This window comes from Veillonella sp. VA137, from assembly GCF_003992015.1.
Taxonomy (GTDB): domain Bacteria; phylum Bacillota; class Negativicutes; order Veillonellales; family Veillonellaceae; genus F0422.
Window position 1 is genome coordinate 21,422 of the sequence record NZ_RQVK01000001.1, and the last position, 22,429, is coordinate 43,850.

Consider the following 22,429-nt stretch of genomic DNA (forward strand, 5'->3'; position numbering starts at 1 on the left):
CAGTTAATTTAGGAGAGTTTTATGAAAACAGCAGTTATTTTACATGCCTTATTCAGTGAGTTCACATACGAACAAATGGAGACAATTTTTAGCCTAGCGAAAGAACATAATGGAAAGTTCCGTATCGTTCCTACAGGCATTCAAATTTATGACATTACAAAAGAACAAAAGGAAGCCATCTTGGAACACTTACCAGATGGAGTGGTGCAAGTACAACATAAATCGGTGAACTCCATCGTGGCATGCCGAGGTACAGATGGATGTAGCCATGCCTTTATGGAAACCATTCCGATGGCGACCATGGTAGACCAAAAACACTACGGCAAAGATATGCCGAACAAAATTCGCATCGGCATCAGTGGTTGCCCTCGATGCTGCGCTGAATCCATGATTAAAGATATCGGCCTAGTGGGAAAACCAAATGGCTTTACCTTAGTAGCAGGTGGCACAAGCGGCGCCTTACCTCGAAAAGCAATTACCTTGCTAGAAGGATTATCCCCTGAAGAAGCAGAACAGAAAATCTCAGAGCTCTTAGAATGGTATAGCACCAATGCGAAGCCAAAAGAGAAGTTTGAGCATGTGTTACAACGATTGGGGAATCCCTTCAAATAGTCACTTGTTCTGTTATGTAGCCTGTGGCTAATTAAACTGAATATACTAAAAGGAAGAGCACGGTATACTCCTCACAAACGGTATTTCATAATGTTTGTTCGGAGCACACCGTGCTCTTCTAGTGTTTGTGTAATTTAGTTGGTAAGATTCGCCACAGGCTACTACGCTTAACTTCGTTCCTAATGGGAATAGATTAGTACTTAATGGTTTTGTAATACACGCCAGCTTTAGGGTTGGTAATCCTTAGTTTTAATGGTGCATCGTCCTTGATGAGGTATAATGTGTCTTCTTCTAATCCAGTCCACTCAAGTGTAACTGAAGTTTCACCCGTTGTAATACCTAGTTCAGTCAACGGTGGAATGTAGAGAAGACGCATTGTATTTGGTAACAGTGTACTACTTTTTTTGATGAACTGTAATTGGTCTCCGTGTTTTACATAGTCCAATATATGTTCTAATTCGTTATGATGCTCCTCATTGATTAACTCATGAACCTGTGCGTGCTCGACATGTATAAAATTCTTAATCTCATCACGTTGTAATACAATAAATTTCATATACTACCTTTCCTTTACAGAAATCATTAATATAAAATTAGACTAAGCTATGGTCTATTAGTTTCCTAAACTTAATAACTCAATTGTTATATCTTTATAATCTTAATAACATTATACTATCATTTCTATGCCGAGACAATTTGAAAGGACAAATAACACCATCCCACCCAAACGTCATTCCGAGTGGATGTGTTAGTGAGGTGTGTCATGCAAAAAGGATTCTGTGTATTGATAACTTGTATGTCAGGGTTCTAGAAAAATTATGATAATGCTAGAAGTATGTTGCATTCTTTTGTTATGAAAATTAAGCCATCTCACCAAACGCCACCCCGAGTGGATGCGTTGGCGAGGTATGTCATATAAAAGGGATCCTGTATTTTGATGACTTGTATGTCACGGGTTTTAGATTAATTATGATATTACTAGAAGAATGCGACATACTCCGGAGCAAACCTACCGTAGGATCAGTTTCTGGAGGAGTGTGTCGCATTCTTCCCTTTATAAAATTGATGGTATATAGATTGACATACAAGAGACCATAAAGATTTATTTAGTATGACATACTTCACCAAACCAGACAATCAAAAAGTTTGTTTTTTTGACTAATACGGTATTTACTGAACTTTCACCAATTTTTCACTTGACATATGTTGTAAATGTGATACTATATATCTTGTAGTTAGCACTCAACCTTAGTGAGTGCTAATAATAACGAGGTGATACTATGGATGAAAGGAAAGAGCGCATTCTGCGTGCTATCATTCAAGATTACATTAAAACAGCGGAACCGGTTGGTTCTCGTACAATCGCAAAGAATTATGATTTAGGTATCAGTCCTGCGACGGTACGAAATGAAATGGCTGATTTAGAAGATCTTGGCTTTCTTGAACAACCTCATACATCAGCAGGTCGGATTCCTTCCGCTAAGGGATATCAATATTATGTGGATACCCTACAAGGATTTGAAGATGATGCAGCTGAAGATATTCCTGTAATTCGAGAGTTATGGCAGGCTCATCAACAAGAACTAGATGATTTTTTCGTGGAAATAGCAAAGTTGATTTCTCGAATCAGTCACAATGTGAGTATGTTTTTAGCTCCCGCCCATGATTCATCAACTATAACCTATATTCATGTTCTTCCTATTGATGAACATAGAGCCGTTATGGTAGTGGTAACGAATACAGGTGCTTTGGATAATGAGCCAATATATTTTACGGAACCTATTAATACAGAAGAATTAGCTATGCATGCGCATCGATTCAATAGTGTACTTCATGATGTGTCTATTCAGGATATTACCCGAGAAAACTTAGATAAAATGCGGGTAACTTTAGATCTACAAGATACAACGTATGTCATTTTCTGCGACACACTATATCGAGCCATTGCTAAGAGAAAATTATTCTACACAATAGGAACTACATCCTTATTAGAACAACCAGAGTTTAACGATATTAAGAGGGCTCAGCCACTGTTAGCCTTACTGGAACAACAAGATGAGTTAACTCAATTATTAACACCAAACTCTAGTAGTCCTATAGATGTAAAAATAGGTCACTCTAATGAACTAGTAAAAGATATCAGCGTCATCCAAGCAAGCTTCAATGTTCCTCATCAAGTAGGTACCCTCGCTATTGTAGGGCCTACACGAATGGAATATGGACGTATTATGGGTATTCTTGCATATATAAATAAGTGCATGGAAGAATTACAAAGGAAACAATAACTATTGTAAAGAGGTGAAGTATGGAAGAAAACAAACAAGAAGAAACGGTCACTCCTGAAGTGGAAGTTTTGGAAGAAGAAGCTCCAGAAACAGTAGATCCTACAAAGGAATGGGAGCAACGATACATGCGTTTGCAAGCAGATTTTGAAAACTTCAGACGTCGTACGAACCAAGAAAAAGAACAATTAGGGGTATTTGTTAAATCTCATGTGATTGAAGATTTACTCCCTATATTAGATAACTTTGAAAGAGCACTTTCAGCACCGGAAACGCCGGAAACAAAAGCGTTTATGGATGGATTCGTAATGATTCAACAAAGTTTGATGGCAAGCCTTTCCAAACAAGGCTTAGCAGTCATCGAAGCTGTAGGACAACCATTTGATCCAAATTATCATCAAGCCATTATGCGTGTTCCGCAAGAAGATATGGAAGATGATACAGTTTGTGAAGTGTTACAAACAGGCTATACTGTAGAAGGTCGTGTAGTACGCCCAGCTATGGTAAAAGTAGTTCATAACGGATAATTAATACATATATAATTATAATTAACATATTTAGAAGAAGTATTAGGAGGTCATGTTAAATGGCAAAAGTAATTGGTATTGACTTAGGTACTACAAATTCTTGTTTCGCAGTGATGGAAGGCGGCGAACCAACTGTTATTACAAACCAAGAGGGAGCTAGAACGACTCCTTCCGTAGTAGGTTTTGCGAAAAATGGCGAACGTTTAGTAGGTCAATTGGCTAAACGTCAAGCGGTTTCCAATCCTGAAAATACAATCATTTCTATTAAACGTCATATGGGTACAGATTACAAAGTGAATGTAGAAGGTAAATCCTATACTCCACAAGAAATCTCCGCTATGATTTTACAAAAAATTAAAGCTGATGCTGAAGCGCATTTAGGGGAACCAGTAAAACAAGCAGTTATTACTGTTCCTGCATACTTCACTGACTCTCAACGTCAAGCTACAAAAGACGCAGGTACAGTGGCCGGTCTTGAAGTTCTTCGTATCATCAACGAACCTACAGCGGCTGCATTAGCATACGGTGTAGATAAAGGTGAAGATGGTAAAATCCTTGTATTCGACCTTGGTGGTGGTACATTCGACGTATCCATCCTTGAATTAGGTGAAGGCGTATTCGAAGTATTGGCAACATCTGGTAACAACCATTTAGGTGGTGACGACTTTGACCAACGCATTATGGATTATTTAATCGGCGAATTTAAAAAAGAAACTGGCATCGATTTATCCAATGATAAATTGGCTGACCAACGTTTAAAAGAAGCTGCTGAAAAAGCTAAAATTGAGTTGTCTGGCGTAGCAAGCACACAAATCAACTTGCCATTCATCACAGCTGATGCAACTGGTCCTAAACATTTAGACGTAACATTAACTCGTGCTAAATTTGATGAATTGACACGTGACCTTGTAGAAGCAACTATCGAGCCTACACGTAAAGCAATGAAAGATGCTGGTTTATCTGCATCCGATATCGATAAAGTATTATTAGTTGGTGGTTCCACTCGTATTCCAGCTGTACAAGATGCTATCAAACGCGAATTAGGTAAAGAACCAACTAAAAATATCAACCCAGATGAATGCGTAGCTATCGGTGCTGCAATTCAAGGGGGTGTATTAGTAGGGGAAGTAAAAGACGTGTTGTTACTTGACGTAACTCCATTGTCCTTAGGTATCGAAACTATGGGTGGTATCTTCACACGAATTATCGACCGCAACACAACAATCCCTACTTCTAAATCACAAGTATTCTCCACAGCAGCAGATAACCAACCTTCCGTTGATATCCATGTATTGCAAGGGGAACGCGATATGGCGGCAGCGAACAAAACATTGGGTCGTTTCGAATTGTCTGGTATCCCAGCAGCTCCTCGTGGAGTGCCTAAAATCGAAGTTACTTTCAACATCGATGCTAACGGTATCGTAAATGTAAAAGCAAAAGATCTTGGCACTGGTAAAGAACAAGCAATCACAATTACATCTTCTTCTGGCTTGAGTGACGAAGAAATCGATCGCATGGTAAAAGAAGCTGAAACACATGCAGCTGAAGATAAAGCGAAAAAAGAAGAAGTTGAAGTGAAAAACAATGCTGATAACTTGGTATACCAAGCTGAAAAAGCAGTGAAAGACTTCGAAGGTAAAGCTGATGCAGCACAATTAGAAGCTGTTAAAAAAGCGACAGAAACGTTAAAAGCATCTATTGAGTCTGGTGATATTGAAAAAATTAAAGCTGATAGCGAAGCATTGACAGCTCCTTTATACGAATTGTCCTCTAAAATGTACGAACAAGCACAAGCGCAAGGCGAACAAGGTGGACAAGAAGCTCCTAAACAAGACGATAATGTAGTAGACGCAGACTACACAGTAGTTGATGAAGACAAAAAATAATAAGAAGGGACATAGGTAATGGCTCGTGATTATTATGACGTCCTAGGCGTCAACAAAAATGCATCCCAAGATGAAATTAAGAAAGCCTTTCGTAAGAAAGCACGTCAATACCATCCAGACGTAAATCGTGACAATCCAGAAGAGGCAGAAAAGAACTTTAAAGAAGTAAATGAAGCCTACGAAGTATTGTCTGATGATACGAAAAAAGCACAATATGATCAATATGGTCATGATGCCTTTACTGCCGGCGGAGGTAACTCCGCTGGTGGCTTTGGCGGTGGATTTGGCGGCTTCGGTGGTGCTGGTGGTTTTGATGATATTTTTGGTAATATCTTTGACATGTTTGGCGGCGGTGGTGGCCGTGGTCAACGTGGTCCAGAGCGTGGTGCCGATTTACGCCAAGACGTACGCATTTCCTTCCGTGATGCTGTATTTGGCACAACGATGAAAGTCAATGTACAGCGCCATGAAGAGTGTGATCATTGTCATGGCACAGGTGGTGAGCCTGGTTCTAAAGTAGAAACATGTCCAAACTGTCATGGTTCCGGACAAGAGGCTGTTATTCAAAATACGCCATTTGGTCGTATGCAAACAGTTCGCACATGCTCTCGCTGTGGTGGACAAGGTAAAATTATTGAAAAACCTTGTAAAGTATGCCGTGGTCAAGGACAAGCTATTAAACGCCGTGATATTGAAATCAAAATACCTGCTGGTGTTGATGATGGAGCGCGCTTACGTGTGTCCGGTGAAGGTGAGCCAGGCACATTAGGTGGCCCTAAAGGCGATTTGTATGTGTATATTTCTGTAGCCAGAGATAAGGAGTTTGAACGTAGTGGTAACGATGTTGTACTTCGTCAAACTATCTCTTTCTCACAAGCTGCGTTAGGTGCTACTATACAAGTTCCTACATTAGAAGGAAAAGTAGAACTTAAGATCCCAGAAGGTACACAAACTGGTACTGCTTTCAGAATCAAAGGACAAGGTGTTCCTTATTTACGTCAACCAAGCCAACGTGGCGATCAACATGTAGTTGTCACTGTAGAAACACCTAAAAAATTGACAGATAAGCAACGTCAATTATTAGTTGAGTTTGCTGCAGAAAACAAAGAAGATGTAAATACTTTGAAAGTAAACAAAAGCATATTAGAAAATTTAAGTGATAAGGTGAAACAGTTATTTTGCCAAGATTAAACCTTGGTAAGTAAGGAGTCATCTATGAAATGGATAGAAATATCCATTACTGTAGAAGTGGCAGTCATTGATGAAATGGCTGCCATTTTTAATGATATAGAGAGTAATGGATACATAGAAGAAACAATTGAAAATAACCCCAACTTAAGTCGTGTGACCATCTATTTAGAGGCACACAAAGATGAGAAGCAATGGAAACAGATCATAGAAACAGTATTACAAGATACTAATATTTTTTTTGAAGATATGGAATGTAAAACTGTAGACGATGAGCAATGGTATCATAGTTGGCAACAATATATTATGCCTACGAGATTGTTACCAGACTTGGTGATTTGTCCCGCTTGGCAAACTTATGATACCACTACAGATCCACTCGCCACAGAACAAGATGTGGTCATGACCATGGATACAAAGCTATCTTTTGGCACAGGGGACCATGAAACTACTAGGAATTGTGCCACTTTATTAGACAAATACATACACCGTATTCCCATAGATTTGAGCCAACAGGTTTGCCTAGATATTGGTACTGGCACAGGTATTTTATTACTAGCAGCTTATCATTTAGGGATACCTAACCTAGTGGGCATCGACCTAGAAGAAGAGGCTGCTATACAGGCTAAGAAAAACTGTGAAAATAATGGTATTGAGGCAACCATCATTCATGGCAATTTAAGCGATGACTTTTACGGTAAAGCTCATCTTATACTAGCGAATTTAACAGTAGATCCTCTAAAAATTTTATTGCCTATGATTAGGGAAAAACTACACGATAATGGTATACTAATAATAAGTGGTATTGTGGACGATCGGTATGATGAAATTATGCCGTATATTACTAACCACTGGACTATTATGGAAGAAATGGTAGAGGGTCCTTGGCATACCTTTGCCTTGGCATAAGATAGGAAGTATATGAAAAAAATATTTATTGATGGCATTATAGATGAAAGTATCCAGTTATCTGCAGATACAGCACATCATCTCTTTCATGTATTGCGCCATTCTAAAGAGGAACCTTTTATTGTGAGCAATCATGAAGGGCATACAGGTGAATTTATGCTAATATCTGAGGAATCAGATATATATATGGCGAAACGATTACGTACCATTGACGTGCCTACATCAGCTACGAAAGTAGTGTTAATTCAATCCTTTTTGAAAGGCGATAAGTTCGAGTTTTTATTGCAAAAGGCTACGGAATTAAACGTTCATCACATCTATGGTGTATCTTCGGTCCATTGTGTAGCTAAATATGATGCTAAAAAATTAAACGCCAAGAAAAATAGATGGGAAAAAATTATCATAGAAGCAAGCCAACAATGTGGTCGCCCTAATGTACCTACATTAACAGTAGAACAGTCACTTTCAGAGGTACTGCAAACCTTACAATCTGATGAGGGAGTTCTCTTGTTAGGTGCCTATGAACGAGAAGATGACAAGACGATCAAAGATATTTTACAAACACAGTTACAAACTCAATCATACCATACTATAGCAATATGTATCGGTCCAGAAGGTGGTTATAGTCCTACTGAAATGGAATTATTAGAAGCGTGTGGAGGCCATAAGGTTAGCCTAGGATCCACTATATTGCGTGCTGAAACAGCAGTCTTAAGTGCTGTGAGTATGATTCAATATGAATTACTAGATTAGGAGTCTCATGAAGACAGTTGCATTTACTACCTTAGGGTGTCGTGTCAATCAATATGATACGGATGCCATGAAAGGTTTATTTATAAAAGCAGGATATACTCCTGTTGGTTTCGATGAAGAAGCCTCTATTTACGTGATTAATACTTGTTCTGTAACCAATATGGGAGAGAAAAAATCACGCCAATTAATCCGACAAGCAAAGCGCCGTAATCCAGAAGCCTTTATTGTAGTCACAGGCTGTTATGCCCAATTGGCGCCAGAAGTAATTTCTGCTATCGATGGGGTTAACCTTGTCATCGGTACGGCAAACCGGAATAAAATCGTGGAATTAGTAGAAAATATTCCATCCACAGAAGAACAGATTTCCATCGTTCGTAATGTGATGGAAGAGTCTACCTTTGAAGAAATGCCTTTATTTGGCAATGAAATCGAAAAATGTCGGGCTTTCATGAAGATACAAGAAGGATGTAACAATTTCTGTTCCTTCTGTATCATTCCATATACACGAGGAAAATTAAAGTCGAGAAAAATTGAAGACATTATGGAAGAAGCAAAACGCCTGGTTGCCTATGGGTATAAAGAAGTAGTACTCACAGGGATACATCTCGGTAACTATGGTATTGAACTACCTGAGCGACCAACCTTAGGCCGTGTTGTGCGTGAATTATTGACCATTGACGGCTTAGAACGGATTCGCTTTGGTTCTATTGAGTCTGTAGAAGTATCGGAAGAATTAATCGAGTTAATGGCAACGAACCCTCGTGTATGCCCTAACCTACATTTGCCATTACAAGCAGGATCTGATCCAGTGTTAAAAGCGATGAACCGTCACTATAATTTGCAACAATACAAAGATTTAGTGAAGTATTTACGTAGCCGCATTCCGAATCTATCCATTACAACAGATATTATCGCCGGATTCCCAGGGGAAACAGACGAATTATTTGAGGAAACCATGCGCACTGTCAAAGAAGTTGGTTTTACGCATATCCATGCCTTCCCATATTCTATTCGAGAAGGTACGCCAGCTGCTAAGATGGAAGACCAAGTTCCAGAAGCCGTGAAAAAGACACGAGTAGCCTTATTAAATCAACTTGGGAAGGAAGGCTTTAAAGCCTATGCCAACCGTTTCCTTAACCAACCTGTGAAGGTTCTCATCGAACAATGCGATGACTTTTACTATTATGGCTTAACCAATGAATACGTACATAGTAAAATACCTAAACAAGACCATGCATTTAACGTAGGGGATATTGTAGGTGGAACCGTCACAGAAGTACATAGTGATGTGGTTCTTGTTGAGGTTTAAGGGGAATTTAGTACGAGGCTAATGATCCAACTGAGGGGCGTGCTGGAAAACACCTGAAGGTGAATCAATCGGTATTATTAGAAAGAAATAATAGACTATATAGAAAATATTTGATATATTAAGTGTTATAGTATGTAAGTACAATACATCAAATGAGAAAGGGGATTCCCATGAAAGAAGATTGCTTATTTTGTAAAATTATTAATAAAGAAATTCCAGCTAAAATTGTATTAGAAAATGACAAATTCTTAGCATTCCATGATATTGCTCCAGTAGCTCCAGTACATGTGTTGATCATTCCTAAGAACCATGTATCTAACATTGCTCACTTAAATGAAAGCAATGAAGCCTATGTAGAAGGTATCTTACCATTTGCTAAATTGGTTGCAAAAGAATTAGGTCTTGCTGCTGATGGATATCGTTTAACATTAAACACTGGCGCTAAAGCAGGTCAAACTGTATTCCATTTACATGCTCATTTATTGGGTGGTAAAGAATTAGGTTGGCCAAATATTGACTAATCTAGGAGGAACACGTGTCAATAGAACAAACTATTATGAATCAATATAATGTAGATAATATTCTGCATTACTTTCAAGAAATTGCTAACATACCTAGAAAGTCTGGACATGAGCAAGCTATTTCTAACTATATTAAGGATTGGGCAATCAATCTAGGATTAGATGTATTCCAAGATGAACATTATAATCTAATCATAAAAAAAGCTGGCACAGAGGGCTATGAGTCTCATGAACCGGTGATCTTACAAGGTCATATGGACATGGTGTGCACGAAATTAGAGACTGTAGAGCATGACTTTATTAATAGTCCTATCTCTTTACATGTAGAGAATGGTATCTTACATGCCAACGGAACTACCTTAGGGGCAGATGATGGCTTTGCCGTGGCTTATGGTATGGCTATCTTAGCATCTACGTCGATTCCACATCCTCCGTTAGAAGTAGTATTCACCGTAGAAGAAGAAACTACTTTCAATGGTGTGAAAACATTGGATTACAGTCATTTACAAGGTAAACGCCTCATCAATATGGATGGGGAACGTATGAATGAAGTGACAATCGGCAGTGCTGGTGGTCATGGATCTACTGTAACATTGCCTATTCCACAAGTATCAGTAAATAATGAAATGACAAAACGCAGAATTACTGTCGAAGGCTTACAAGGTGGTCATTCTGGTTGTGATATACATTTAGGTCGTGGTAATGCAATTTATATTTTATCTAAGGTATTAGGACGAATCACGGGGGAGCACAACATTCGCATTACAGAAGTAAACGGTGGCAGTGCGCCTAATGCGATTCCATTGCGTGCCTATGCGGATGTATATTTACATTTACAAGATGTGCCGTATGTACAAGTTTTGTTACAAGAAGAACAAGACAAGTGGAATGTACACTATGCAAAGGCTAATGAAAATATGACAATTTCTCTATCTGTTGTACCTAAAGTAGATCGTGAAGATTTAGTAGAATTAGACCTTGAAGCTATTACTATGGAACGTGCTTTTAGTACTGACACAGTACAAAAGCTGTGTGCCCTTATTCAAGGTATCGAGCAAGGTGTACTACAGCATGCTCCTGACAATCCGAATGAAGTATGGTACTCTAATAATGTTGGTGTCTTAGGTATGGCGGATGGTGCTGTGTATCTTAAAATGCAAGTTCGCAGTACAGATACGAAGAATTTGGAGACTCATTATAAAGGCTTAGCACAATTGGCAGAAACTTATGGTGCTACGACGACCTTTGAGAACCAATATCCAGGTTGGTTACCAACATTTGATAGCCCATTACAACAAGCTTATCAACATGCTTATGAATCTGTGACAGGTGCTAAAGACCTACAGTTTAATGTAATCCATGCAGGCCTTGAAGTTGGCTACATGTTAGATAATTTACAAGGTCCTGTTGATGCTATTAACATTGGACCAAACATTTATGACTTACATGCACCTACAGAACGTATGGAATTAGATAGCTTTGTTACTACTTGGAATGTATTGAAAGAGTTTTTAAAAAGCTTGTAATTTAATCCTTGCTATAGTTTATCCTATATGTAATACTAGTCATGAGTTAAAAAAACTATGAATCCCTATGTGGGTAAATAATAATGTACTCATATAAGGTTATTACTAAGTATATGAACTATTGGTAAAAACAGCATATTTGCCATATTTTTTGGCATATGATATAATTACTTCCGATAACGATATATTATCGGAAGTAATTTTTTGGTTTAAAATAGCGATATAGGTATCAATACCTCTATATAGCACTTTTGAGGCGCTTATGAGTCAATCTAACACACACTTTTACTTACGCAATTATAAAGAGATCATGAACAACTCTAAGCTTAGTGACAAGGCTAAGTCTAGTATTCTATTATCTAAAGCAGAAAATACTGTGGATGCTTACGAATCTGATTGGATGGATTTCGTCGATTGGTGTCGTCATAAACAAGAATCTTATTTTCCAAGCTCACCAGAAATCATCGTCAATTATATCAATGATTTAGCCGATTATGCTAAGGCTAATACCATATCACGTCGTATTAGCGCTTTATCAGAAAATTTTAATGCCTCAGGTATTGAAAGTAACCCTTGTAGCGCTCCTATCGTAAAACAAGCGATGCGAGGTATACGTCGGTCCTTAGGTACTTACCAGCAAGGTAAAACACCTGTACTACTGGATGATCTTATGGATATCGTAGACTATATGGAAACTGGCGATATAGCACCTATACAAAAACTACGTGATAAAGCTATTTTATTATTAGGCTTTATGGGAGCCTTTCGACGTAGCGAATTATCTGCCTTAACCGTAGAATCCTTAAAGTTTTTGCCACAAGGACTAGAAATCTTCGTATCAAGCTCAAAAGCCGACCAAGAAGGCCAAGGTGCTATTGTAGCCATACCCTATATAGATAATGAAGCATTATGCGCCGTAAGAGCCGTAAAAGCATGGTTATGTTTTGTTCCTATTACAACAGGTCCTATTTTTCGGGGATTTACAAAAAGTATGAGCGTACGCAAAACTGCTATCAGTGATAAAAGTATTGCTGATATTGTAAAATACTATATGGCGGCTATTGGCGAAGATCCATCCTTATATGGAGCTCATAGTCTACGTCATGGATTTGCTACTACAGCTGCCCATTATGGCGTTGAAGAACGAAATATTATGAAACAAACTCGACATCATAGTGTCAATATGGTTCGTCGCTATATTAATGAAGCCAATAAATTTGTAGATAACCCTATATCCTCTATATTCAATCGTAAATAGTACCATATTAATTAACTACCTACAACTTGAATGCGTTATGTATACTGAGCCTATATGGGGAACTACATAATAATATATACACTATATAATACAGAAACTAAAAAGGTTTATTTCTTACACCAAAACAAGACAAAATAAAATAAGACTGCATATTTCCATGAATAATACATAGGATATGCAGTCTTTTTATTCTATATTTCAATATGTATGCTTACATAATTTCTCGAACATACGAATTCTATAATTTAATTATTTGCCCAAGCTGTAATAAAACCGAACATAGTTTTTTCTTTTAATGTTGGAATCATTAAAGTTTCTCCAGCACGTAATGCTTTACCATGTTGTAAATGATTAATTTCTTCGATCGCTACGATATACTCACGGATATCAATATCTTCAGTTTGTGCCAATGCCTTTTGAGAGATGCTCCACAAGGTGTCTCCAGCGTCTACTTGTACGGCTTTAATATTTTGAGTATCCATCTCTAATGTTGTAGTATTTATCATACCATCTACTACAAATACCATAGCTACCATTAGTAAAATAGAAAATAATTTATTCATAATTTATACCTCTCTCTAATAATATCGAACAAAATAAATAGTACATCTGTTTGTTTATGTTCATATTCTAACACACATACAAATGTTCGGTCAAGTGTAATTTTTTAGAACGCATATTTGACAATTTTCGATATTAAATTTATAATAGGTTTATATAAATTAAGTTCCATAATACTGTAGAATGAGAGGTTATTCCCTTGAGACGTCCAGCAACTGATATAAATAGCAAACAACAAAGAATATTAGATTTCATTATTGAAAGTTTACAACAGCGCTATCGCTGCCCAAGTGTTCGTGAAATTGGCGATCATATGGGGTTAAGCTCCACTTCTACTGTTCAAAGTCATTTAAATACATTAGAAAAATTTGGCTATATTACTCGTGATGCTAATAAGAATCGCTCTATTACCGTTGTAAATATGCCTGATGTGCCGGCTTTAGAAATGGATGAGGAAACTCACGAAGTTACGTCAAGCCCTGAATTTAATTTTTTAGAGGCTGGCCTTCGTCGTGTCCCTTTAATTGGTACTGTACAAGCAGGTCTTCCTGTAACAGCTGTTGAAAACCGTGAAGATGAATTCGTCTTACCTACTGCTCTATTAGGTAGCTCTGAATGCTTTTTATTACGTGTTCGTGGCGAGTCCATGCGAGATATCGGTATGTATGAAGGTGACTTGCTAATAGTGCGTAATCAATCTACAGCAAATAATGGTGATATTGTAGTAGCTCGTATCGATGATGAAGCCACAGTTAAGCGTTTTTATAAAGAGTCTGACCATATCCGCTTAATGCCAGAAAATGAAGAGTTTGAACCTATCATCACACGAAATTGTGTAATTGAAGGTCGAGTAATTGGACTCATTCGTGACCATATATAATCTAAGATATAAAGAAAAAGATAGCAGTCTTTGATAAGACTACTATCTTTTTTTATTTGTGTTTTTATTGTTTATAGGATTCTATAGCTGCATCGATGATCTGCGCTTCTTCTACAGATGGATCACACAATGGCAATAATAAAGGCCCTGTACTGAAACCTAATTGTTTCATCGCATACTTTACAGGAATAGGATTTGTGGTAATAAACATAGCTTTTAGAATAGGTACTATTGAAAGTTCAATGGCTCTTGCTTCTTTTACTTTACCTTCTTTAAATAAAGCTATCATTTTTTGCATTTCTTTACCTACAATATGAGAGGAAACAGAAATAACGCCCACTCCACCATTTTGTATCACATCTAATGTTAATGCATCATCACCAGAATAAATCATAAAGTCATTATTTGGTAGCAATTCACGAATCTGTTGGATGATTTTGATATCTCCTGTAGCTTCTTTAATAGATGTAATATTAGTACATTCTTTTGCCAATCTTGCCACCGTTTTCGGCTCTATACGGCCTCCAGTACGTCCAGGTACATTATATAGCATAACAGGCAAATCAGTACTGTCTGCAATAGCCTTAAAGTGCAAATAACAACCTTCTTGATTCGGTTTATTATAATATGGCACCACAGCCATCACCGCATGAACACCAGTATGGCTAGCAGCTTTCGTTAAAGCGATTGATTTTTTAGTAGAATTACTACCTGTATTCGCAATAATGGTAGCACGATGACCATACTCTTTAGCGATTAATGTAAATAGCTCAAGTTTATCACGATCATCAATATTTGGACCTTCACCAGTAGTGCCACATACAATTAAGCCATCAGAACCATTGTCTAACAAGTATCCGGCTAGACGTAGTGCTTCTTGAAAATTTATATGACCATCGTCAGTAAAAGGAGTGATCATTGCTGTTAAGATATTTCCAAATGTTTTCATCTTAGCACCCCCTGAAATATATAATTAGAAAGATTGATGTTCTACCAAGTATTCTGCAATTTGTAATGCATTTAATGCAGCACCCTTACGAATTTGGTCTCCTACTATCCAGAAATTCATAGCATGGTCATTAAACAAATCTTTACGAATGCGGCCGATTTCACAATCATTTTGATTTGATGTATATAAAGGCATTGGATATTCCTGTGCTGCTGGGTTATCATTCACACGTAGACCAGGAAATTTTTCGCAAGCAGCTTTAAAATCTTCTACAGATACGGGTGATTCCGTTTTTACTAGTACAGATTCAGAATGAGAACGATATACTGGGACACGTACTGTAGTCGGTACTACAGCAATGGTATCATCATGGAAGATTTTTTGAGTTTCCAATACCATTTTCATTTCTTCCTTAGAGTATCCATTTTCCATGAATACATCGATTTGCGGAATTAAATTAAAAGCGATTGGATAATGTTTGTCCATAGAGCCTGTAGGTAATAAATTAGCTACCATCTCTTCCCCTGCTACATGTTGAGCTACTTGAGAATCTAATTCTTCAATGCCTTCTTTACCAGCCCCAGATACAGCTTGGTATGTGCTCACAACAACACGTTTAATAGGGGATAAATCATGCAATGGTTTTAAGCCTAAAGCCATGATGATAGTGGAACAGTTAGGATTAGCAATAATTCCTTTATGTGTATCAATATCTTCTGGGTTTACTTCAGGTACTACTAATGGAACCTCTGGATCCATACGGAAAGCACTAGAATTATCGATAACAATAGCACCTCGTTTAGCAGCTTCTGGAGCCAATGTTTTAGAAATAGAACCACCTGCAAATAAAGCAATATCTACACCATCAAAAGATTCTGGTGTTGCTTCTTCCACTACATAATCTTTACCATCTACTGTCAAAACTTTACCTGCAGAACGAGCAGAAGCTAAGAGTTTAATGCTTTCATAAGGAAATTTACGTTCTTCAATTAATGTAATAAATTCTTGGCCTACTGCACCAGTAGCACCTAATATGGCTAAATGAGGTTTTCTCATAGTGACTCCTTAATATTAATAACTTAATGTATAGTTATATGTATTATACTATTTAAGTTTTTCTTTAGCAAGAATTATATAGAATATAGAATTATAAATAATGTTCTAAACCATACGTTAATCCTGCAAAATCTTTGATTTTTTTACAAGCTAATACCACTCCAGGCATAAAGGACAAGCGGCTTAATGAATCATGACGAATCACTAATGTTTCATCATAGCCACCAAAAATAACTTCTTGATGTGCTACATAACCCGGTAACCGAACGCTGTGAATCGTCACATCATCTACCTTAGCACCACGAGCACCTGGTAGACTCTCACGAGTTAAATCCTCGGCAGCTTTTACATTAGCAGCTTGTTTTGCCTCATTAACCAATTTAGCCGTTAATACAGCTGTACCAGAAGGTGCGTCGTATTTATGATTATGATGTAATTCAATAATCTCCACATCTGGAAAATACGGAGCTAGTTCCGCTGCCGTTTTCATCATCATCACCGCACCTAATGAGAAGTTAGGAGCTACCAAACAATTTGCATTATGTGCTCTACCAATGGAATCTAATTCTTGACGTTGTGCTTCTGTAAGACCAGTTGTACCAATCACAACATGAATCCCTTTTGATAGCATAAGTTTTGCATTTTCAAAAATAATAGCTGGTGTTGTAAAGTCCACAATCACATCTGGATGTACGGCTTCAATACCTTCCTCTAAACGACTATATATTTTACAATCTAAAGGGCTAGTACCGATAAATTCACTAACATCTTTTCCTCCGTGACTAGGATCCACCCCGCCTACTAAAGTTAACTCTGTATCATTATGAACAGCTTTTAGAACCTCACGGCCCATTTTACCAGCTGCTCCATTTACTAAAACCTTCATTGTTCCTCCTAGAATGATTCCTGTTGAAAGTATTGAATCATTTCTTTTGCTGTATCTATGGCTGTATCTGAGAAAGATTGTCCTGACATCATACGGGCAATCTGTGTAACATGTTCATCTTCTGAAAGAATAGTAACCTTAGAAATAGTTCGCCCTTCTTCTTCTACCTTATGTAAATGATAGTGTTGCTTTGCCACACTTGCTGTTTGTGGTAGATGTGTAATACAGAATACCTGATTATCTGAACTTAATTGAAGAATTTGTTTAGCTACTTGTAAAGCTATATCACCACTAATGCCTACATCAATTTCATCAAACACTAAGGTCTTATGGGTTGCTTTATTAAATACTGTTTTAAAAGCTAAGGCAATACGTGCTAACTCACCGCCAGAGGCAACTTTATGTAACGGCAACAATGCCTCCCCTGTATTAGCAGAAAATAATAGTTCTATGCGACTAGCTCCTAATGGAGATAAAGTTTCAGTACCTTCTATGACAAATTCTAGCTTTGCCTTTGGCATACCTAATTGAGTTAAATTTCGCTGTAAGGCATCGGTAATTTCTTTATGATGAGCATGACGGATCTGTGTAAGAGTCTGTAACGCTTGTAATGCTTGTGTCTTTAGTGTTTCCATACGTTCCACTAGCTGTGATTCTTCACTTTCATCAGACTCTAGTAGCTCTAGTCGAGTTTGCGCAGCTTCTTCAAAGGCTAAAATACTTTCAATGGTATCTCCATATTTACGTTTTAAATTGTAAATAAGTGTATCTCTCTCTTGTAAGTAAAAATAACGCTCTTCGTCATAGTTGATGGAATCACGGTATCTATCTAAAGCTTGTGCAGCCTCTTCTAATTGATAATAGGCGGATCGCAATAACTCAGCTATTTCTTCCATGTCTTTATCATATTTTACAAGATCAGTCACTTCATTAGTAACACTATTTAAACCATCAATCAGGGGAGTTCTGCCCCCATAGATACCATCATAACAACAAGAAATTGTAGATTGAAGATGCTCATAGTTATCTAATCTTTCTAACTCTTCAGATACAGCCGTATCTTCATTAGTTTGTAATTGGGCTTCTTCAATTTCATCAATCTGAAACCTCAATATATCTAATTCACGAATTCTTTGTGCCGACTCTTCACGCAATGTTTCTAACTGTCGCTTTGCACTTGCATAGTCAGTATAGGCTGTTACGTAATTTTCATAAGCCTTCGTGGCATCAACATTATACGTATCTAAATAGATATGATGTGTTTCCGATAATAAGAGCTGTTGGTTACTATATTGACCATGAATATCTGCTAAATAGGTGCCGATTTCACGTAAAGCCTTCAATGGAATCACTTGGTCATTAGCTAAAATTTGTGATTTACCGTTTCGATTAAAAGTTCTAGATAAAATTAAAGTGTCTTCTTCTACTAATATATTTTTATTTAGTAACAGTTCTTGTAATGCGGTATCTCCGGCAATGTCAAAAACACCTTCAATGAGAAAAGAGTCCTTTTCATGACGAATAAATTCATTACTAGCTCTTTCCCCTAATAAAATGGAAAATGCATCCATCAAAATTGACTTACCTGAACCTGTTTCCCCAGTAAAAATAGTAATACCCTTGGCAAACTCTAACTGCATATGTTCGATGAGGGCAAAATTTTTAATCCCCATGCGTACTAGCATATTAATCCCTCATTAAGTCTTGCATACGTTCTAATACCAATTCTACACTTTCTACAGAATTGCAAATTAATAGAATCGTATCATCTCCTGCAATTGTTCCTATTACTTCGGGCCATTTTGCATGGTCAATGGCAAATGCCACAGATTGTGCGGATCCTGGCAAAGTATGTAATACTACTTGATTTAAGACGTGCTCGATACGCAAAATGGAATCTTGGAACAAGCGATTGATGCGAGTTCTAGATAACATAATATTTTCTTCAGGAGATAAGGCATATCGATAGCGTCCATCTCCTGTAGGAACTTTAATTAGCATCAATTCCTTAATATCACGTGATACTGTTGCTTGTGTAACAGTAATCCCTTCTTCTACCAAAGCTTGCGCTAACTCTTCTTGTGTTTCAATAGCCTTAGTTTGAATAATTTCTTTTATCTTATTATAACGAAAACGTTTCATTATTTCCTCCGACGAATGATATATAAAATAGGTGGTTGATTCGCTTGATTTAACGGTCGCCACGTACTACAGTGAAACTCTTTTTGATTCATAGACGCTATATATTCTTCTAGGTCTTCTGCTTCTTTACGACCAGCTTCTGTTCCAGGATACGCTACAATGGTACATAAACCATTTACTGAAAGTTTTTCTAATCCCTTTGATAAAGCTTTAATTGTTGATGTAGATTGGGTCATAATTTGATGGTCTGCATTCGGTAAATACCCTAAATTAGCTACCATTAAATCGATAGTAGATACAGGAAGTGTTTCCAGCACACTATCATGTGATCCCAATATCAAATCAACTTGCTTCATAGCCTGCGGAATTTCTTTCAAAAGTTTTTCTTTCGTCCTTGTTAGCGCTACTTCTTGTATATCAATGGCATATACATGAGAATTTTTATGACAATGTGACAATAGATATACCGTGTCATGTCCATTGCCACAAGTAATATCTACAATAGTTCTAGCTGTAACCAGGGCGTCTAACCATAAGTGATGCTGAAATTCTACACTATGGTGTAGAGGAATCATAGAACCTCCTTAGATCGTGCGGTCAACTTTTTAAACAAGGTAGCGAAGAATTTTTGATCTTTAAATCGCACATATTTACAATATTGTGGATGTGCTTCAATATGTAGAGAATCAGTATTACTAAACTCATAATCAAAAGTGCCATCTACAGAAATATGCAAGTTTTTCTGGCGCTCTGGCATAGTAATATCAATCTTTGCACTTTCTTTTAGCACCAAAGATACGCCTTGTAATAAATGAGGGGCTATGGGTGTTACGATAAGCGAGCGATTATCTGGCGCCATAATAGGACCCCCTGCAGATAAGTTATACCCTGTAGATCCAGTGGAACAGGCTACAATTAAACCATCAGCAGGATACATTTGTGTATGTCCACCATTAATCGATAAATTGATGCGAGCCATTTTACCTGGTTCTGAGCGGGATACCACAATATCATTAATAGCAGGACGTAGCACGCGATCTCCCTCTGGAGTGTGTAAAGTTCCCACTAAATGAATGCGATCTTCCACATAATAATCGCCTTTACTAATTCTTTCAATAGCCATCTCTAAATTATCAAGCTCTATTTGATTTAAGAAACCTAATTCCCCTAAATTAATACCACAAATTGGTACATTATAAGGATAGATTTGACGTGCCAATTGAATAATTGTACCATCGCCACCAAAACTAAATGCCATATCTAAATGTTCAAATACTTCTGGTCGTGGTAATAAGTGAGATTTTTCTATCCCCAATGCACATACATCATGATGTTCTAATTCTTTAGGCATATAAACTTCTATGCCATATCTATGGCAATAGGTAATTGCTTGTGATAAAATATCTCGAATATTCTCTTTTTTCATATTAGGAAAGAAACCGATTCTCATAGATCCTCCTATAATTGATGAGCCTCCTCTACCGTGGCTGTAATAAGCCCTTCAGTAATATCTAAGGAACCCTCTACTTGTTTTGTAAAATATCCTAAAAATTCAATATTTCCTTCCATTCCTTTAATGGGAGAATAGGTTAGTCCATGTAAATATAACCCACAATCTTTAGCAATGTGTAAGATACGATCTAACACCAATCTATGTGTGGATTTTTCACGTACGATTCCACCTTTACCGACTAGTTCTTTACCAGCCTCAAACTGAGGCTTAATTAAAGCTACTAATGAGCCAGTATCTTTTAATAGGGTCGTCGCTACTGGTAGCACCTTATCTAGAGAGATAAACGCCACATCAATAGAAATAAAATCGCTAAGTTCCCCTAATTGTACAGGCGTAACTGTGCGAATATTTTGTTTTTCCATGTTAATGACTCTAGGATCTTGCCGTAATTTCCAGGCTAATTGATTATATCCTACATCAATGGCGAACACTTTGGTAGCCCCATGTTGTAAGGCACAGTCTGTAAAACCTCCAGTGGAAGCACCAATATCTACCATAACGGCATTCGTTAGATCTATGGGATATAACTCGATGGCTTTTTCCAACTTTAAGCCACCACGGCTTACATAGGGTAAGGTATTACCTTTTACCTCCAAATGTGTATCTACTGAAACCTTAGTACCAGCTTTATCCAATCGCTGTGTACCGGAAAAGATAAGCCCCGCCATAATAGCAGCCTTAGCTTTTTCTCTACTTTCAAATACACCACGTTGCACAAGTAGTATATCAAGACGTTCTTTTTGACTCATACGTGTCTCCTACTGTGTGCGGTCCATTAAATATTGGACTAGCCCTTCAAGTACAGGTGATGTTTGATTGGAATCGTGCAATGCTGTTAATGCTAGATGAGCCACCTCTTGGGCGCGTTCTTTAGCAGTATCTAAGCCTAAAATAGATACATAGGTTGCTTTATGTTGACGTTCATCACTGCCAGGTGTTTTCCCTAATTCTTCTTGTGTACCTACTACATCTAAGATGTCATCGGTAATTTGGAATAATAAACCTAAATGATCTGCATATTGTAGGTAGGCCTCTCTTACGGATGTAGTGGCCTCCACAATAATCAGACCAATTTCAACAGCGGCACTAAATAATGCTCCTGTTTTACCTTTGTGAAGAACTATTAATTCATCTAATGGTAGAAATTTTCCTTCTGATTGTAGATCAAAAGCTTGACCACCTACCATTCCGCTAGGGCCAGCACCTTTGGCTAAGACATGAATGATCTGCACCACTTGTTCTGCGGATAACTCAGTGTGTTTGCTCACTAATTCAAAGGCATATGTAAGTAGTCCATCTCCAGCTAAAATTGCCATACCATCACCATAGACACGATGATTAGTTAGTTTTCCACGACGATAATCATCATTATCCATAGCTGGTAGATCATCATGAATTAAAGAATAGGTATGAATCAATTCAATAGCACATACTACATCTTTATAAGCTTCCCAAGATCCACCTAAAGATTCAATGACAGCTTTTGTAATAATTGGACGAATTCTTTTACCACCCATCAATAAGCTATAATTCATGCTATCGTATACACGAGCATATTCCGTATTAGGTGATTCTAATACAGAGGATAAATAACTTTCAATGTCTGCTTTGCTTTGTTGCAAGTACTCTTTTAACATAATATCCTCAATTCTTTGAAAGATAATAATTTTT

Annotated in this window: 23 protein-coding genes; 12 read left to right on the top strand and 11 right to left on the bottom strand. The window is 37.4% G+C overall.

What is annotated here, in order from left to right:
* The first annotated feature begins 21 nt into the window (after positions 1 to 21).
* Positions 22 to 612 carry a nitrite reductase gene (locus tag EO116_RS00095; protein WP_127160111.1) on the top strand — a complete coding sequence of 197 codons (591 nt, stop codon included), beginning with the start codon at positions 22 to 24 and terminating at the stop codon, positions 610 to 612.
* Between the two features lie 193 nt (positions 613 to 805).
* Here the strand turns inward: EO116_RS00095 and EO116_RS00100 are convergent, their stop codons facing one another.
* The gene (locus EO116_RS00100) at positions 806 to 1,168 is read right to left on the bottom strand and encodes a hypothetical protein (protein ID WP_127160112.1); all 363 of its coding nucleotides are present in this window, start codon (positions 1,166 to 1,168) and stop codon (positions 806 to 808) included.
* A gap of 724 nt (positions 1,169 to 1,892) precedes the next feature.
* On the opposite strand from EO116_RS00100, the gene hrcA reads away from it, so the two are divergent.
* The 10 genes from hrcA to EO116_RS00150 all read left to right on the top strand — a co-directional run bounded on the left by hrcA (position 1,893) and on the right by EO116_RS00150 (position 12,771).
* The gene (hrcA, locus tag EO116_RS00105) at positions 1,893 to 2,897 is read left to right on the top strand and encodes a heat-inducible transcriptional repressor HrcA (RefSeq protein ID WP_127160113.1); all 1,005 of its coding nucleotides are present in this window, start codon (positions 1,893 to 1,895) and stop codon (positions 2,895 to 2,897) included.
* Positions 2,898 to 2,917: 20 nt separating this feature from the next.
* Positions 2,918 to 3,421, top strand: a complete 504-nt coding sequence (grpE, locus tag EO116_RS00110) for a nucleotide exchange factor GrpE (RefSeq protein ID WP_127160114.1) — start codon at positions 2,918 to 2,920, stop codon at positions 3,419 to 3,421.
* 59 nt (positions 3,422 to 3,480) lie between these two features.
* Positions 3,481 to 5,307, top strand: coding sequence for a molecular chaperone DnaK (gene dnaK / locus EO116_RS00115; protein ID WP_127160115.1), 1,827 nt, complete (start codon positions 3,481 to 3,483; stop codon positions 5,305 to 5,307).
* Between the two features lie 18 nt (positions 5,308 to 5,325).
* Positions 5,326 to 6,498 carry a molecular chaperone DnaJ gene (gene dnaJ, locus EO116_RS00120; protein ID WP_127160116.1) on the top strand — a complete coding sequence of 391 codons (1,173 nt, stop codon included), beginning with the start codon at positions 5,326 to 5,328 and terminating at the stop codon, positions 6,496 to 6,498.
* A gap of 24 nt (positions 6,499 to 6,522) precedes the next feature.
* Entirely contained in the window at positions 6,523 to 7,404 is an 882-nt protein-coding gene (locus EO116_RS00125; RefSeq protein WP_127160117.1) for a 50S ribosomal protein L11 methyltransferase, read from the top strand.
* 12 nt (positions 7,405 to 7,416) lie between these two features.
* Entirely contained in the window at positions 7,417 to 8,157 is a 741-nt protein-coding gene (locus EO116_RS00130) for a 16S rRNA (uracil(1498)-N(3))-methyltransferase (protein ID WP_127160118.1), read from the top strand.
* A 7-nt stretch (positions 8,158 to 8,164) separates the two neighbouring features.
* Positions 8,165 to 9,466, top strand: a complete 1,302-nt coding sequence (gene mtaB / locus EO116_RS00135; RefSeq protein WP_127160119.1) for a tRNA (N(6)-L-threonylcarbamoyladenosine(37)-C(2))-methylthiotransferase MtaB — start codon at positions 8,165 to 8,167, stop codon at positions 9,464 to 9,466.
* 170 nt (positions 9,467 to 9,636) lie between these two features.
* The gene (locus EO116_RS00140; protein WP_127160120.1) at positions 9,637 to 9,987 is read left to right on the top strand and encodes a histidine triad nucleotide-binding protein; all 351 of its coding nucleotides are present in this window, start codon (positions 9,637 to 9,639) and stop codon (positions 9,985 to 9,987) included.
* A gap of 14 nt (positions 9,988 to 10,001) precedes the next feature.
* On the top strand, positions 10,002 to 11,513 hold the full coding sequence (gene pepD, locus EO116_RS00145) for a beta-Ala-His dipeptidase (protein WP_127160121.1): 1,512 nt from the start codon (positions 10,002 to 10,004) through the stop codon (positions 11,511 to 11,513).
* 262 nt (positions 11,514 to 11,775) lie between these two features.
* A complete protein-coding gene (locus EO116_RS00150; RefSeq protein WP_127160122.1) occupies positions 11,776 to 12,771 on the top strand; it encodes a site-specific integrase in 996 nt (331 codons plus the stop codon).
* 245 nt (positions 12,772 to 13,016) lie between these two features.
* Here the strand turns inward: EO116_RS00150 and EO116_RS00155 are convergent, their stop codons facing one another.
* Positions 13,017 to 13,334: a LysM peptidoglycan-binding domain-containing protein gene (locus tag EO116_RS00155; RefSeq protein ID WP_127160123.1), complete on the bottom strand. Its 318-nt coding sequence runs from the start codon at positions 13,332 to 13,334 to the stop codon at positions 13,017 to 13,019.
* 197 nt (positions 13,335 to 13,531) lie between these two features.
* Here EO116_RS00155 and lexA point away from each other — a divergent pair, with 197 nt between their 5' ends.
* Positions 13,532 to 14,212, top strand: a complete 681-nt coding sequence (gene lexA, locus EO116_RS00160; protein WP_127160124.1) for a transcriptional repressor LexA — start codon at positions 13,532 to 13,534, stop codon at positions 14,210 to 14,212.
* A gap of 64 nt (positions 14,213 to 14,276) precedes the next feature.
* Here lexA and dapA read toward each other — a convergent pair whose 3' ends face one another.
* The 9 genes from dapA to EO116_RS00205 all read right to left on the bottom strand — a co-directional run bounded on the left by dapA (position 14,277) and on the right by EO116_RS00205 (position 22,395).
* Entirely contained in the window at positions 14,277 to 15,161 is an 885-nt protein-coding gene (dapA, locus tag EO116_RS00165; protein WP_127160125.1) for a 4-hydroxy-tetrahydrodipicolinate synthase, read from the bottom strand.
* A gap of 24 nt (positions 15,162 to 15,185) precedes the next feature.
* Positions 15,186 to 16,217 (bottom strand): aspartate-semialdehyde dehydrogenase, encoded by a 1,032-nt coding sequence (locus EO116_RS00170; protein ID WP_127160126.1) that lies wholly within the window; start codon positions 16,215 to 16,217, stop codon positions 15,186 to 15,188.
* A 91-nt stretch (positions 16,218 to 16,308) separates the two neighbouring features.
* On the bottom strand, positions 16,309 to 17,103 hold the full coding sequence (gene dapB, locus EO116_RS00175; RefSeq protein WP_127160127.1) for a 4-hydroxy-tetrahydrodipicolinate reductase: 795 nt from the start codon (positions 17,101 to 17,103) through the stop codon (positions 16,309 to 16,311).
* An 8-nt stretch (positions 17,104 to 17,111) separates the two neighbouring features.
* Positions 17,112 to 18,788: a DNA repair protein RecN gene (gene recN, locus EO116_RS00180; protein ID WP_127160128.1), complete on the bottom strand. Its 1,677-nt coding sequence runs from the start codon at positions 18,786 to 18,788 to the stop codon at positions 17,112 to 17,114.
* Position 18,789: 1 nt separating this feature from the next.
* The gene (gene argR, locus EO116_RS00185; RefSeq protein WP_127160129.1) at positions 18,790 to 19,245 is read right to left on the bottom strand and encodes an arginine repressor; all 456 of its coding nucleotides are present in this window, start codon (positions 19,243 to 19,245) and stop codon (positions 18,790 to 18,792) included.
* Positions 19,245 to 19,820 carry a class I SAM-dependent methyltransferase gene (locus EO116_RS00190; protein WP_127160130.1) on the bottom strand — a complete coding sequence of 192 codons (576 nt, stop codon included), beginning with the start codon at positions 19,818 to 19,820 and terminating at the stop codon, positions 19,245 to 19,247. The genes argR and EO116_RS00190 overlap by 1 nt, the downstream gene beginning before the upstream one ends.
* Positions 19,817 to 20,695, bottom strand: a complete 879-nt coding sequence (locus tag EO116_RS00195) for an NAD(+)/NADH kinase (protein WP_127160131.1) — start codon at positions 20,693 to 20,695, stop codon at positions 19,817 to 19,819. Before EO116_RS00195 ends, EO116_RS00190 begins: the two co-directional genes overlap by 4 nt.
* A gap of 8 nt (positions 20,696 to 20,703) precedes the next feature.
* Entirely contained in the window at positions 20,704 to 21,507 is an 804-nt protein-coding gene (locus tag EO116_RS00200) for a TlyA family RNA methyltransferase (RefSeq protein ID WP_127160132.1), read from the bottom strand.
* Positions 21,508 to 21,516: 9 nt separating this feature from the next.
* Positions 21,517 to 22,395: a polyprenyl synthetase family protein gene (locus tag EO116_RS00205; protein ID WP_127160133.1), complete on the bottom strand. Its 879-nt coding sequence runs from the start codon at positions 22,393 to 22,395 to the stop codon at positions 21,517 to 21,519.
* Positions 22,396 to 22,429 lie beyond the last annotated feature (34 nt).